Source organism: Paenibacillus sp. JGP012, assembly GCF_014203995.1.
GTDB classification, from domain to species: domain Bacteria; phylum Bacillota; class Bacilli; order Paenibacillales; family Paenibacillaceae; genus Paenibacillus; species Paenibacillus silvae.
Genome location: NZ_JACHKG010000027.1, coordinates 1 through 15,082 on the forward strand (window position 1 = coordinate 1; position 15,082 = coordinate 15,082).

13 protein-coding genes and 1 other annotated feature are annotated in these 15,082 nt (G+C 49.2%); of the genes, 5 read left to right on the forward strand and 8 right to left on the reverse strand.

The window, feature by feature from the left end; translation table 11 throughout:
• Positions 1–184: 184 nt before the first annotated feature.
• The 7 genes from HNR77_RS23575 to HNR77_RS23605 form a co-directional block, all read right to left on the reverse strand.
• The gene (locus tag HNR77_RS23575; RefSeq protein WP_184189778.1) at positions 185–1,741 is read right to left on the reverse strand and encodes a 2-isopropylmalate synthase; all 1,557 of its coding nucleotides are present in this window, start codon (positions 1,739–1,741) and stop codon (positions 185–187) included.
• Between the two features lie 295 nt (positions 1,742–2,036).
• Positions 2,037–2,402: a binding site (T-box leader), on the reverse strand.
• A 551-nt stretch (positions 2,403–2,953) separates the two neighbouring features.
• Positions 2,954–4,006: a tRNA (adenosine(37)-N6)-threonylcarbamoyltransferase complex transferase subunit TsaD gene (gene tsaD / locus HNR77_RS23580; RefSeq protein WP_184189780.1), complete on the reverse strand. Its 1,053-nt coding sequence runs from the start codon at positions 4,004–4,006 to the stop codon at positions 2,954–2,956.
• Positions 4,003–4,524, reverse strand: a complete 522-nt coding sequence (rimI, locus tag HNR77_RS23585; protein ID WP_260410828.1) for a ribosomal protein S18-alanine N-acetyltransferase — start codon at positions 4,522–4,524, stop codon at positions 4,003–4,005. The genes tsaD and rimI overlap by 4 nt, the downstream gene beginning before the upstream one ends.
• A gap of 17 nt (positions 4,525–4,541) precedes the next feature.
• Positions 4,542–5,393, reverse strand: coding sequence for a tRNA (adenosine(37)-N6)-threonylcarbamoyltransferase complex dimerization subunit type 1 TsaB (gene tsaB, locus HNR77_RS23590; RefSeq protein WP_184189872.1), 852 nt, complete (start codon positions 5,391–5,393; stop codon positions 4,542–4,544).
• 161 nt (positions 5,394–5,554) lie between these two features.
• A complete protein-coding gene (gene tsaE / locus HNR77_RS23595) occupies positions 5,555–6,040 on the reverse strand; it encodes a tRNA (adenosine(37)-N6)-threonylcarbamoyltransferase complex ATPase subunit type 1 TsaE (RefSeq protein WP_184189782.1) in 486 nt (161 codons plus the stop codon).
• A 298-nt stretch (positions 6,041–6,338) separates the two neighbouring features.
• Positions 6,339–6,515 (reverse strand): H-type small acid-soluble spore protein, encoded by a 177-nt coding sequence (locus HNR77_RS23600; RefSeq protein ID WP_111270532.1) that lies wholly within the window; start codon positions 6,513–6,515, stop codon positions 6,339–6,341.
• A gap of 4 nt (positions 6,516–6,519) precedes the next feature.
• Positions 6,520–6,819, reverse strand: coding sequence for a hypothetical protein (locus HNR77_RS23605; protein WP_221443982.1), 300 nt, complete (start codon positions 6,817–6,819; stop codon positions 6,520–6,522).
• 238 nt (positions 6,820–7,057) lie between these two features.
• Here HNR77_RS23605 and ku point away from each other — a divergent pair, with 238 nt between their 5' ends.
• The 5 genes from ku (at position 7,058) to ligD (ending at position 13,890) form a co-directional block, all read left to right on the forward strand.
• Entirely contained in the window at positions 7,058–7,969 is a 912-nt protein-coding gene (ku, locus tag HNR77_RS23610) for a non-homologous end joining protein Ku (protein ID WP_184189784.1), read from the forward strand.
• 1,632 nt (positions 7,970–9,601) lie between these two features.
• Complete coding sequence (locus HNR77_RS23615) at positions 9,602–10,471, forward strand: VOC family protein (protein WP_184189786.1); 870 nt, start codon at positions 9,602–9,604, stop codon at positions 10,469–10,471.
• 293 nt (positions 10,472–10,764) lie between these two features.
• The gene (locus HNR77_RS23620) at positions 10,765–11,862 is read left to right on the forward strand and encodes a GerAB/ArcD/ProY family transporter (protein ID WP_184189788.1); all 1,098 of its coding nucleotides are present in this window, start codon (positions 10,765–10,767) and stop codon (positions 11,860–11,862) included.
• A 97-nt stretch (positions 11,863–11,959) separates the two neighbouring features.
• Positions 11,960–12,910 (forward strand): ATP-dependent DNA ligase, encoded by a 951-nt coding sequence (locus HNR77_RS23625; RefSeq protein ID WP_184189790.1) that lies wholly within the window; start codon positions 11,960–11,962, stop codon positions 12,908–12,910.
• 89 nt (positions 12,911–12,999) lie between these two features.
• A complete protein-coding gene (ligD, locus tag HNR77_RS23630; RefSeq protein WP_184189792.1) occupies positions 13,000–13,890 on the forward strand; it encodes a non-homologous end-joining DNA ligase in 891 nt (296 codons plus the stop codon).
• A gap of 68 nt (positions 13,891–13,958) precedes the next feature.
• Here the strand turns inward: ligD and HNR77_RS23635 are convergent, their stop codons facing one another.
• Positions 13,959–14,807, reverse strand: a complete 849-nt coding sequence (locus HNR77_RS23635) for a YitT family protein (protein WP_311768669.1) — start codon at positions 14,805–14,807, stop codon at positions 13,959–13,961.
• Positions 14,808–15,082: the final 275 nt, after the last annotated feature.

A 15,082-nucleotide genomic window follows, 5' to 3' on the forward strand; every position in this document is an offset into this window, starting at 1 on the left:
TCGCGACGGACACCCTTGCCCTTGGCTAACAGTTCCTACTGCCAAGCCTGTAGCGGACTTTCACCGCCAAGTTATCGCCCGTGCCGGGCGCACTACAAAAGGGCTCCTGTCGTCAAGCCATGACAACAGGAGCCCTTCGTATAGCTATAGCGTTTTTCCCTAATAAACAAACTCTTTTTTACTTTTAATGAACAGACACTTCTTCACTTTCTGCCGACTCGGCCTTCAGCCCGGCTGCATTACATGCCGCAACATATGCCAGTCCTGCCGCCATCACGATATCATGATGTGTAGCCGTACCGCGGAATTCACGCCCCGCACGTTCGACCGTAATCACAGCTTCGGCACTGGCTCCCTCTCCGCCGCTGAGCGCATGCATCTCCATGTCTACAAACGTAATGTCATCTGAAATACACTGACCAATGGCCTGAATTGTCGCATCAACCGGACCGCTGCCAACCGCCGAATACGAATGTTCACCTGTACTTGTACGAATGCGTACCGCCGCCATCCGGTCTGTCATGCTGCCCGCCGTAACCTGCAATTCAACCAGTTCATAGTCCTGTGCCGGGATGTTCATCGTTTGGCTTACCATTTGCAGTAGCTGGTCATCACTTACCACCTTCTGTTGATCTGCAGTTTCTTTAAACACCTCGTACAGCTGCTCCATCTGCTGCTCATCCGGTTCGAAGCCGTATTTGCGTACCCGATCCTTCAAGGCATGACGGCCGGAATGTTTGCCCAAAATAATCATACTGCGCGGAATGCCCAGTGCTTCGGGGTCCATAATTTCATACGTATTGCGGTTCTTCAGCAGGCCGTCCTGATGGATGCCCGACTCATGCTGGAATGCATTACGTCCAACAACCGGCTTGTTATAGGCAATCGGAAAATGCATGGCACGGCTGATCTGACGGGAGGTTTCATACAGCTGATTGAGCTTGATATTGGTTGCTGCGCCGATCACATCTCCACGGGTCTCCAGTGCCATAATCAGCTCCTCCAAAGCACAGTTGCCTGTTCGCTCCCCGATTCCGTTGATTGTCACTTCAATCTGTGATGCCCCGTTAGCAATAGCCGCCAGACTGTTCGCTACAGCAAGGCCCAGATCGTTATGACAGTGAGCGCTATATCGAACCTGATCGCCGCCTCTTGCCCCCTCGCGCACTCGGCGGAACATCTCGCCGTACTCATGAGGAAGTGCATAACCAACGGTATCCGGCAGATTGATAATGCTCGCCCCCGCCTCAATGGCTACTTCAACCATCTCAATGAGATCATCCATTTTGGTACGCGCAGCATCCATCGCTGTGAACTCGACGATATCGGTAAACTGGCGTGCATACGAAACCATCTCCCGCGCCGTTGCGACTACTTCACTGCGCGGACGGCGCAGCTGATGCTCAATATGAATGTCGGACGAGGAAATAAACAGGTGAATTCGGCGCCGGGCAGCATCTGCCGTAGCTTTCACTGCAGCATCGATGTCTCCTTTGACTGCGCGCGCAAACCCGCAAATTTCCACCTGCTGCAATTGTCTCGAAATCGCCTGAACTGCCGCGAACTCCCCTGGACTGGAGATCGGGAATCCAGGCTCAATGACGTCAATGCCAAGCGAAGCCAGCTGGTGTGCCAGTTCAATTTTTTGCTCAGGCTGAAGACTCGCCCCTGGTGCCTGTTCTCCGTCACGCAGCGTTGTATCAAAAATTTCAATCATACGTTTGTTCGGATTGGTTGTCATATTTATCATCCTCCATTAAATTGTTTGTCTGTGCAGGGCCAGTAATGGAATTGCATCAAGTGAAATCCTCAAAGCACTCCTTCGTTGTGAACAAAACGTCCTGCTGTTGTTATATGTTTGCTCTCAAGGCTTATGTCCTAAATGTGGATTCAAAGTGTACGTCGACTTACACTCTGATTTGCTTCAGATGTTCTGATCAGTCTTGCATACTCCTGCTCCAACTTGCACCATATGGTTGTTACCTTTGCCCACCCTGCTGCCGGCAGCAAAAAATACAAATAACCCGCCATCTCATCAAAGAGACGGCGGGTTATTCTCCCCTCCGCGGTACCACTCTCGCTTGATGGCCCAGCTTGTGCTGACACCATCCACCTCGTGTTCTCCCAAATTCATTGTACCTTCGAACTACGCAGTTGTCTGCGAATCCAGTCCAGTCCATTCAATTCAAGAGAAACACCCTGTAACGGGGGTTAGCCGTTGCTTTGTACTCATGGACTACTGTCTACAACCGCTCCATTGTAAGGCAGGGCGTTCAGCATATTCCAGATTTCCAAAGCTCTGTTCCCGGGCGAGATTCAAACGATTCCAGCCACTGCGTCGCACCAACCCGCAGCTCTCTGAGCGCCTTGAACGTTCTACTGCTCCCGTTCATTACCTTTGCTGATATGGTTTTGCGTAATCAAAATCAAAAAAGCCTGCCTCTCCTGCATAATGCAAGAGACGACAGGCTGTTCACCTTCGCGGTACCACTCTTGTTGACTTCCCCCTGTTCAATTCCGCTATCTCTGGCACATCATGTGCTGTATGATATACAGTTCATTGAAAGGCTGAAAATCCCCTCGTATTGTGTATTGATTTCTTTAACTAAACGCAGACAGACAACGGAGCAACTCCGGTCCGGTTTACAAAAGAAAATCAATCCCAATGGCCCATTCACGGGGGCAAACCGTAACGATATACTGCAATTGTCAGCTTCAGCCTTAGGCTTCTTCCTGCACAGCTGCGTTCCATCGTTCCGCTTCCAGGTGAGTTTCAGGTGTCCTTTGTCTGCGTTGCACCAACCCGCAGCTCTCTAATGACCGGGAATAACCTTACTGTTCCTGTTCATTGCGTTTATCTGTTTAATTCATTCATCGTTTCAGGAGAACATCTCCTTAAATTTGTAACTAATATACATTCTTCTCAAACCGCTGTCAACTATTTATTTTGTGCTCAGGATTGTACCGACCACGCTTCCAGCGAAAGTCCAGGGTCTGCCTTCGCATCAAAATCAGTACCCTCGCCGCGAATCCATTTCAGATGAGCAGCCGCTCCGATCATGGCTGCATTATCCGTACAATATTCCATTGGCGGAATGACCAGCTCGAGCCCTTCCTTCGCACAGCGTTCCTGCAGCGCTGTGCGCAAGCCCCGATTGGCTGCGACCCCACCGCAGAGGAGCAGCTGACGCGAGCCATATTCACGCACGGCACGCACCGCTTTTTCCACCAGAACCTCCACTACCGCTTCCTGAAACCCGCGTGCTACTGCAGAGGGCTCCAAAGTTTCACCGCGCATTTTGGCCTGATTCAGTGCATTGAGCACCGCCGATTTCAATCCGCTGAGACTGAAGTCATATGACCCTGCTTCAAGCCACACCCTTGGCAAAGGTACAGCGTGCTCCGCTTCGGACGCCATACGGTCCACGTGCGGTCCACCCGGATAAGGGCAGCCGAGGGCACGAGCCACTTTGTCATACGCTTCACCCACAGCATCATCACGTGTGCGGCCGATCAGCTTGAACTTGCCTTCAGACTCCAGATGCACAAGCTCCGTATGCCCGCCCGACACCACAAGAGCCATTGCCGGATATTGCAGCTCCCGTACAAGGCGATTGGCATAAATATGACCGGCTATATGATGTGTGCCGATGAGCGGTTTGCCCAAGGCCATAGCGAGTGTTTTCGCTGCTACAATTCCCACAAGCAGTGCGCCGACCAAGCCGGGGCCTTGTGTAACTGCAATCGCGCTCAGGTCACGAGCACGAATGCCGGACTGTTCAATTGCCTGCTCCAGCATCAGTGTGATGACTTCAACGTGCTTACGCGAAGCCACCTCGGGAACAACTCCGCCAAACGCTTTATGTGTTTCCACCTGACTGGAGATCAGATTGGACAGCACTTCATGTCCATCCTTGACCACCGCTACCGATGTTTCATCACAGCTGGTCTCCACCGCCAAAATGTAGGATGGGGCGGAACCTTGCTTATCTATAAGATCGTTCATGAATCCTGTACGCTTCCTTCCTCTTCGCCGCTCCGGCTGACAGGCGGCAGTGCCGCCCACATGATCATTGCATCCTCTCCATTATCGGAGTAGTATCCTTTGCGCAGACCTGCCGATTCAAACCCTTTTTTCTGATACAAGTTCTGGGCCACAATATTGGATACTCTGACCTCCAGCGTCATTCGTTCCATACCGAGGTATGCTGCTGTTTTCATCAACTCGTCCAGCAGCTTCTCGCCCAGCTTGCGACCCTGATATGCTTTTCTCACCGCGATATTGGTAATGTGGGCCTCGTCCATAATCGTCCACATGCCTGCATAACCGATCGCTGTGCCGCCGTGCTCCATGACCATATATTTAGCAAAATGATTATTCTTCAGTTCATTGTGAAAAGCCTCTTCCGTCCAAGGGAGGGTAAATGCCTCATGTTCAATCTCCATCACATCGGGTATGTCTTCCACCGTCATGAGTCTGAACTGAAACAGATCGTCCTGTCCTTCCATCGCTGTGTTGCCCATCCGTTTTCCCTCTCCCTTCAGCCTTTGCGCAGCAGGTTCGCTTCCGCTTCGGACAGCTGGGTGTAGTTCGGCACCAAGGCATGTACGTCGTCACGCTGACCTGCAAGCAGCGCTTCGGCGCCAAGGCGCCCAATCCAGCGGCCCTCCAGCTCATACGGGACAAGCTGGAGCGCCGTTCCTGCGGGGCAGCGAAGCTCTGCCGCTGCTGCCGCATGCGGGCCCGTCTCGCCGACGATCCAGACGGCAGCGGGCCGCTCTTCCGGCGCCGCCTCCGCCAGGCGGGCGGCGAGTTCCTCCAGCCATCCGTCCATTCGGCGGATGGCATCCGGCGCCAGCCGGCGGGGTGCATCGCCGCCGGCGGAGGCGAATAGCGCGGTATAGGCTTGACCGCGCCGCGCATCCACGAGCGGAACGATCCAGTGGACAGGGGCGGCACTGGTGCCGCCCTGGTCCGCGGATGGCGTTCCGCCAGCCCCGGCTGCTGCGGCAGGCTCTGCCGCAGCTTGCGCCTTGGCGGCGAGGCCGCTGTGCCAGCCGCCCCAGGCGAGGGCCTGCAGGCTGGACACCCCGGCAACGGGGATGTCCCATGCCCAGGCCAGCGTCTTCGCCGCGGTCACCGCAATGCGGATGCCCGTGTACGAGCCCGGGCCAATGCCGACGGCGATGCCGCTCAGCTGGCCTGGTTCCGTGCTGCTCGCAGCAAGCAGCTGCTCCATCACGGGTACAACGTGTACCGAGTGATTTCGCTCGGCACGTTCATTGCGCTCCTCCAGCAGCGAGCGTTCCTCCATCACCGCTGCGGCCATCACCGCGGTGGATGTATCCAGCACCAAAAACCGCTGCCGCGGCTTATTTTGCAAATCTTCCATCGTTCCTTTTTTTTCGACTTCTCCTGCAGATCCCTGACTTTCCAAATCTTCAGTCATGCTTTTTTTCTCAACATCTTCATTCAAGCTCTTCTTTTCTACATCCTCATTCAAGCTCTTCTTCTCTACACCCTCATTCAAGCTCTTCTTTTCTACACCCTCATTCATCCTATAACTCCATTCTGTCTGAACTGTCGACACAGCGCGGCATATGCCTCGCCATACCCATCCAGTGTAATCGTTCGATCCTCCAGCCCCGTTGTCTCAATCTGCACATGAAGGTGCTCCTGTGGCAGCAGTTCGGGAATGATGCTGGACCACTCTACCAGACTAACGCCTGCCCCATAAAAATATTCTTCAAGCCCAAGCTCGTCCGCTTCTTCCAGGGAGATACGATACACATCCATGTGATAAAGTGGTAATCGCCCCTCGTATTCCTTAATTAGCGTGAACGTTGGACTGCTTACGACATCCCTTACGCCCAAATGCCAGGCAAACTTCTGTGAAAATGCGGTTTTACCCGCGCCCAAATCCCCGTCCAGTGCAATCACCATTCCAGGGTGTGCCTGCAATGCAAGTGCGGACGCAAGCGCTTCTGTATCTGCAAGGTTATGCGAGTGGTATACCCACTGCTCATGCGTCTGATTCAATATATATGCCCCACCTTTGACGGCTTCCCGCCTGAGTTCACTTTGACCCTTATTATATCGGTCCCTTTCCTCGCCCGCAACATCAAAGGGAACTGCTGGAAACCCTAGACATCATAACCATCTCTTTGGCCTTATCATGCAAAAAATCAAAACAAATAAACCGGTACCACTTCGGTACCGGTTGTTAGATAAGACTCAAGTTGGATCAACCAAATGTACGGTCATGATGATATCCTTTTACTAGACCTCTCGAGGAAACATCTACAGCTGTTATCAAGCAACTTCGCCCCAAAGTCTCCTATTCCTCCAGACGATCCACCCGTACAGTTTGCGTATTCCCCGGTCTGCTGCCTACCTGCACGGTGGCCATACCGTTTGCTTCATCTACATTTTCGATCCAGACAGGCTCTCCCTCAAGAGTCACCGCAATCGTGTCCTTCGAATCATAAATTGCTTTAGCTCGCTTGGCATCCATCATATTATTCGTAGTCTCCTTCCGGGTCTTCATCATGAGCTTCCTGAACCATCGTATCTGTCGTACTATCACCAATATAGCCGTTATCCTCCGTGACCTGACCTCCGCCTAATCCCTCATTGACCATTCGATCAATATCGAGCATAAACGATTCCCGGTCCAGCGGCAGCTTCTCCGATGTGACTGCTTCCCAGTTCACAGCCGTTGCAGGGGTATAAAATTCCTCCGCACTTTCGGCATCCTCCAGAGGATAAGGTGTAAATGCATGCTTGTGCGCCTCTTCCTCATCTCTCTTGTCCTTCATCATGGCACCTCCCCAGATTGGTTACTGTTATCATCCCCGACTCTTGCAGAACCATACAGGCGTAACGAGAAGTCCCCACATCACACATCATTATCATTCTGAACTGAACACATTATTATCATTCTAAACTTAACCTTCATCTCCAATGAATAACTCGGTACAATCCGCAAACACAGGACTATCCCTTATCTCAACTGACCATACTATGGTTAAAAAGAAATTCGAAAGGAGCGTCTTTATGCACACGGTCTGGAAAGGTGCAATCAGTTTCGGTCTCGTTCATGTCCCGGTCAAAATGTTCTCAGCCACCGAGGACAAAGATATCTCCATGCGATATATTCACAAGGTCTGCGGCAGTCCGCTTGCTTATGTTCGCCAGTGCCCCTCCTGCGAGGTTGATGTCCAGTGGGAAGAGATTACGAAAGGTTACGAATATGAAAAGGGGAAATTTGTTCTGTTCGAAAAAGAAGAACTGGAAGCATTAAACGAGTCCAGCAGCAAAACCATAACCATTCTGGATTTTGTAGATTTAACGGATATTGATCCCATCTATTTTCAGAAAACCTATTATCTCTCTCCCGATCAGGCTGGTGGAAACGCTTATCAGCTGCTAATGAACGCCATGCGTGATACAGGAAAAATCGGCATTGCCAAAGTCTCGATTCGTTCCAAAAGCAGCCTTGCCGCCATTCGTGTACTGGAGAACTGTTTGTCGATGGAAACCATTTTCTACCCGGATGAGATTCGCCCGGTATCCCAGGTTCCCAACCTTCCTGAGGTTCAGAACGTTAACGAAAAAGAGCTGACCATGGCCAAGCTGTTAATCGATCAGTTATCCACGCCATTCGAGCCCAGCAAATACACCGATGATTACCGGGCAAAGCTGTTTGAACTCATTCAGCATAAAGTCGCTGGAGAAGAGATCAAGATTGCACCTGCAAAACCTGAAGCAAATGTCATGGATCTGATGGCTGCCCTTCAAGCCAGTATCGAAGCGGTTAAGCCAATTCCTGCCGACCCTGGTACAGCGACGGCCAAACCCAAAAAACGTGCTGCGCGCAAAACAGCCACTCAAGCGGCTGCCGGAGGAGAAAACGATGCATCAGCTGCACCCAAACGCAAGAAAGCACCCGCCAAGCCAAAAGCATAACCTCTCTTGGAGAGCCAGCTTAACATGCGGATTTTCGGTAATGACTTCGGCAATTACTTTGGGTTGTATGTAACTTTGGCATGCAGCTATAGTATTTGTTTCAATACGGACCTCGGTACTCGCTTCGGTTCTTGCTTTGGTTTTGCTGTGAATTTGGTACGTAGCTTTGAAATTTAATTTAGTGCTTGCTTTGGTACCAGCTTTGGGTTTTACGGGCTTGGGTACTTGTTTTAGTACTTGTTTTAGTACTTGTTTTAGTACTTGTTTTAGAATTGCTCTAGTACTTAGTTTGGTACTTTGTCTGGTACTTACTTTGGGTTTTGCTACTTCGGTAATTCAGCTTCGATATGTAGCCTTGGTAAGTACCTTTAGTACGTAGCTTTGGAACGTTAATTTGGTGCTTTTTTTCTTGCTTAAAGTTCTATTATTAGGTACTTGCTTTGGAATTTACTTTGCAGCTTACTTTGGTACGTTTTACTTTGGTACGTTTAATACACTGGCCGCATCAAGTTGCAGTAAAAGTTAATTCTCGGTACAACTTCTACATCTACCTTTTCGAAAAGAAATTTGAGAACAGTTCTATGAACAGCTCTAGGCAAACAGCCGCTCTCTATATCACTGCGAACCTTTACTGCAACGTAATTAGTGCCGAACATATCTATGCATAACTTACCGCAATCTTAACGAACAGCGTATTCAAGATACATCAACCTCTCGACATCTCAAAAGCTTGAATTACATTAACATCCTTGAACATCTTGCGCAGCATCTTGCTTATGCAATAGCTACACGACATAACATCTTTTTAATGTCAGAACATGTATATCTACACGCTAACGAATCGTACAAGCCCTATTCCGCCCTTTTTAGATGATATAGAAATGTAACGATTCCTATAGACGCTATTCGCTGCAATAACAAGAAAAATCATGCAAAATGAGCACAAAAGGCAAATATAGCGTTCCTCAGAATCGTTACGTTTGTGATTGGATTAAATCAGGCCAAATAGCGCATTCTCGATTCGTTAGCGTTTACACCAACTTGTACCTGCTTGAAATACTTATATTCGCTTGCATGTTTCGCAACTTGGAAGAGCTCTCAATACGCAGTGCCCCTGTCTCATGACAAGGTGGTCAGCCACATGTGGTGTGCCTTCAAGCTCTGAAATGCATCTTTTGCCGCCTTTTCACCCCCTTCTGCGTCACATTCCTTTGACATGCCCGGCACGCCCGCGGGAGGTTAATGGCTTAGAGTAATATCCGGAAAAATCTGCATCCTTCAGTGTTTTCTGATAAACCCTACGTTTATCAGCCTTTTGGCTGATGAGCTTTTTTTGTGGTTATGATCTGAATTAGATAGCCATATAAGTCGTTAATTCTAAGTTACCGCGAAAATTACGTTGACGAACGCGAGTTTATATTTTATATTAACTTATGAAAAGTAACTTATTTATGTTTTGATAGCTGAGTTCCAGCTATTTCTTATCTGTTTTTTTACACTCACTCTCCAGAGGTTCCATAACTTTATTTTCGAATTAGTGTGGTTTCACCATTATTGGTGGTTCGACCTTTTTCCTTTACAGCTCAACTCGTATTGTATCAGTCCAACTCACATTTAAAGGAGGAAATCATCATGAGCACCACTTATCAAATTCCAGCAACTACCCATTTGGGTGAAGTCAGTCTGAAAATTAGCAATCTGGATCGTTCCATCCAGTTTTATACGGAGGTTGTCGGCTTAAAATTGCTGACAAGGCAAGATCAGGTCGCTACGCTGACCGCAGACGGCCTACATTCTCTTTTACGCCTTGAAGAAGTAAGCAACAGCATCACTTTGCCTGAACGCACTCATGCCGGCCTGTACCATTTTGCTATTCTCCTGCCTGACCGCAAATCGCTTGGACTTGCCGTTCGTAATCTCGTAGCATCGGGAATAGACATTGGTCAAGGCGATCATCTGGTGAGTGAAGCCTTTTATATTTCCGACCCTGATCTGAACGGAATTGAAATCTACGCCGACCGACCACGTGACACGTGGAGACGCGATGCCGACAATAATTACATCATGGCCGCTGACCCGGTCGATGTGCAGAGTCTGTTTGATCTTTCGGAAGATGCAACCTGGAGTGGTCTGCCTGCTGGCACGGTGATTGGTCACGTTCACTTCCACGTTCGCAGTCTGGAAGAAGCACGCAGCTTTTACTCCGGAATTCTGGGATTTGACGTTGTAGGCAACTTCGCCAATATGTCTGCATTATTCGTATCCGCAGGCGGTTACCATCACCATCTCGGGCTGAACATCTGGGCTGGTGTCAATGCTCCCGTTAATCCAGCGAACGCTACCGGCATCGACTATTTTACAATCGTGTTCGCCCATGCCCATGAAGCTGAACAGGCTGCGCAGCGTTTGAGTCAATCCGGCATTGAGGTTACTCATGATGGTGGAGTATGGTACGCGGCAGACCCGCAAAACATCGGCATCCGCCTGATTGCTGAAGCATAAGCTTTAACCTGCCACTTCACAACATATGCAGTGCCGAGCACACATTTCTCAAACATGTTCAGCGGCAGTAATATACGCATTCACCTGCTCGTTACTTACACCTACTTTCCTCTTACTCTTAGGATTTTTCCTGTCCATACAGGTTACAGCCAAAAAAGCCTGACCCTCATCTCTCACACGCTTTAGCGCCGAGAATGAGCGGTTCAGGCTTATTTCTTGATGGTTGATAAAAACAGAAGTATTGGCACATCCTAACTTAATCCAGACCATGACAGATGAAGGAGATTTAGCGAATGATTGAAAAGGGACGTTTGACCGTCAGGCAGCTTGCTTCGCTTATGTTCCTTTGCACAATCGGGGAGCAGATTCTTTTCTTCCCTTCCATGATCACATCTTATGCCAAGCAGGATGCCTGGATCTCCTCCTTAGTAGGCGTAGCAGGAGGAATGGGCGTGCTCCTGATTACGCTGGCTGTTTATAATATGAACCCGCGTCTGAATCTGATCGAACATGTATTTCGAATTCTGGGACCATGGATTGGAGCAATCGTTAGTGTGTTCTATATTTTTTATTTTCTAATCAGCTCATCAACCTTTATCCGTGAGATGGGCGATTTTATGGGCACAGAAATATTGAAAAATTCGCCGTTATGGGCGATACATCTGACTTTCATCGTTGCACTCGCATGGGGGCTGCGTTCAGGATTGCCTAATATCGGCAGAACTGCAGAGATATTTTTGCCTCTGGTCGTTCTATTTCTGATCATTCTAACACTCTGCCTGCTGCCCAAAGCAGAACTTGAGAACATAAAGCCCATTCTTGGACAAGGCCTTCTCAGCCCATTCCAAGGTTTTATTGCCGTACTTACATATCCATACTGTGAATTGTGCATTTTTATGATGCTTTTACCCTACACAGAGCGCGGAACCCATTTAAAAAGAGATTTTCTACTCATGGGTATGATTGGCGGTTTATTGCTAACCCTAACACTAAGTATATGTCTGCTCGTTCTGGGGCCCTTTCTGACAGAGCATCACTGGTTTACATCCTTTAACCTGTCCCGAATGATTAACATCGGAAATTTCCTTCAGCGGATTGAAGCTTTTATGGCTTCTGTCTGGGTCATCGCTGTTTTTTTCAAAACGGTACTTTTCTTCTATAGCTTTGCACTCGGCCTGGCTCACCTGTTTCGATTGTCCAGCTATCGAATTTTGATTCTGCCAAGTTCACTGCTTATATTAGCCTTCTCTCTGCTGGTCGCGCCGAATGAAACCTTTTATCTGAAAATTGTCATTCCGTACTGGATTGACTGGGATTTGACCTGCGGGATTTTCCTTCCGCTGCTGCTGCTGCTGCTCCATCATATGAAACTTCGTCTGCAAAAACAGTAACCCCTCCGCTCACTCGTATTAAATTCTGATTCGATGAGGTGAGGAAAGGACAGAATAGAAAAGGGTAGGGCAGGAAAGGAAAAGAAAGGAGTATTCCATGTTGAAGCCAGTCATTCCGTTCGAACCTGTATCCCGAGACACACTCCCTTCAGGTTCACAATGGGTTGCCCAGATTAAATGGGATGGTGTGCGTATGCTGGCCTATGAGGATGGACAGGAACTGCGTCTGGTGAATCGCAGGCTGCACGACCGCACCGTTCAATATCCCGAACTGGTGCAACCACGCAAGCTGTGCTCTGCCTCCTCTTATATTCTCGACGGCGAGATCATTGCACTAGATCCGAATACAGGGAAGCCTTCCTTTTATTACGTGCTTCGCCGGGATCGCATGAGCAGGCCGGATGGCATTGCACAAGCCGTACAGCAGATACCGATCACTTATATGGTATTTGACATTCTCTTTTATGATGGGAAATGGGTTACAGATCAAACGCTGGCTGCACGTCAGAAGTTACTGCATGAAGTGCTCTGCACAGGCCAGCATGTGCAGGGAGTGACGAACTCACCGGATGCAGCCGCCCTGCTCACGGTCATGAGACAGCACCAGATGGAAGGCATCGTATGTAAGGACCTCACCAGCACCTACGGAATCCATGGAAAAGATGCACGCTGGCAGAAGATTAAAATTATGCACGACCTATATGCCATGATTGGAGGCGTCACTTATCGCAGCGGAATTGTCAATGCCGTGGCAGTTGGTGTATATGACGGCCCTCATTTTATCTATATTGGTCATGTTGGAACAGGCAAGCTGAACTCCACCAGTTGGCGCGAGCTTACAGCGCAGATTCAGCCGCTCATTACGAACGACAGACCGTTCTATAACATTCCTGAGCGCAGTGCCGAGACGACCTGGATCAAACCTCGGCTTGGCCTCAAGGTGCAGTATATGGAACTGACTCATCATCGTACACTGCGTCATCCCAGCATTCAGACCTTCGCTGAGGTGACGCCCGAAGATTGTCCGATAAGCCAGCTCGAACATTGAGCTATCGGGTGAATTTTGCCCATCATATCTGTCCTTAGCACGTTTACTATGTACATTTACCAATCGTTCGATAAACTGGAGGTGCTTCTATGCCACAGAAAGTTACAGGCTCCATTGTTATTGAGGGAGTGGAACTCACCGTCACCAATCCAGACAAGCTGTTATGGCCGGAAGCAGGTGTCACCAAAGCCATCTACCTGCAAAAGCTGGCCGCACTGGCTCCGTATCTGCTGACATATACACGCAACCGCTTGCTAACAACCATTCGGTATCCTCATGGCGCGGGAGGAACGTTCTTTTATCAGAAGAATGCACCGGAGCCCATTCCCGATTTTGTAGATACACATGAGCATGAAGGCATCCGCTACATCGTAATGAATGAACTCCCTTCGTTGCTCTGGCTAGGAAATCTCGCGGCCCTTGAATTCCATCCTTCACTGCATGCCATCAACAGCACACTTCCGTGTGAATGGATGATCGATCTGGACCCTTCCATAGAGCATGAGCCTCGAATCATGCAGGCCGCATTAATTGTAGGCGAAACATTATCCTCGCTCGGACTGCAATCTGTTCCGAAAACGTCCGGTGCCACGGGCGTTCAGATCATTGTGCCTATAACCCCAGGTGTGACATTTGACGAATTGCGGGATATTGGATACTTTGTCGGCCAATATGTTACGCAAAAGCATCCGGAATTATTTACACTGGAACGGCTAAAAAAGGACCGGGGGGATCGCATCTATTTTGATTATCTTCAGCATTATGGTGGCAAAACGCTCGCAGCTCCCTACACACCTCGTGCCAAGCCAGGAGGAACCGTCTCCACACCGCTGACCTGGGATGAGGTACGCCGTGATGCATCCATTCAGGATTATCATCTGATGAACATCATCGAGCGTCTGAACCAAGTTGGCGATCTGATTGCAGCCGTTCCTCCGCAGCGGGTCGAGCTGATCCTGAAACATCTGAAGAAAAAATAGCCGATACCCTGTCACTCAGGATATCGGCTATTTGTATGCCACATGAATTAATGATGAGCAAAAAATCGCTAGTGAATACCTTTTTTCTTGAAACGCCCGCCCTTCACATCGTGAATGTTACCAATAGCGACAAAGGCCTGCGGGTCCCAATCCTCAACGATAGACTTCAGCTTCGCCTCTTCCAGACGAGTAATGACAACAAAAATAATTTTCTTCTCATCTCCGCTGAAACCACCCTCTCCATCCAGGTACGTTACTCCCCTTCCGAGACGATCTGTCAATGCCGAACCAATATCACGATACTTCTCACTGATAATCCAGACGGACTTGGATTGATCCAGACCCTCATTCACGATATCAATCATCTTCATCGCGATGTAATAGGCAATCATGGAATACAAGGCGTTTGGCCAGCCGAAAACAAATCCGGCCCCAGCAAAGATAAATACGTTAATGATCAGCACGATCTGTCCGACAGACAGCGGTGACTTCTCACTGAACAGAATCGCTACAATCTCCGTACCGTCAAGTGAACCTCCGGAACGAATCACAAGACCTACCCCTACACCCAGAATCAATCCGCCAAATACAGCCCCGAGAAGCGGTTCGCCCGGTGTAAGCGCCGGAACTTTGTGAAGTAAAGATGTGCCGATGGACATTACAACGATCCCGAGCAATGTGGATAAGGCAAAGGTCTTGCCAATCTGCTTGTAACCCAGAATCAGGAACGGCAGATTGAGTAAAGTCAGAAATATCCCCAGCGGCAGATGGGTAAGCTCTGACACCATAATCGAGATGCCCGTGATGCCGCCATCGATAACGCCGTTTGGCACGAGGAACACTTCAAGCGATACAGCCATGAGCACAGCACCAATCAGGATCATGACAATACGCTGCAGAAACTTCAGCGTGAACACCGAGCTTTTGACGCCGCGGTCAGCTTGCTTGGCCGTTAATTCTTTCACCGTTACATTGGACACGGTATCCCCCCGTAAAATCAGAATGTGAATCCATTTTATATATCCATTAAATGACTCCACGGGGAAGCTCCATGTAGAAAACGAGCAGGACTTGATTCTGCATGTACTCTAACCCAACAGCCAAACAAGGGCATCTAAAGGCGATATAAAATAGATTCAAGATGTACTTCTTGCCGCATCACACTTCCAAAAGAGAGCAAAAGGGAGCCTGT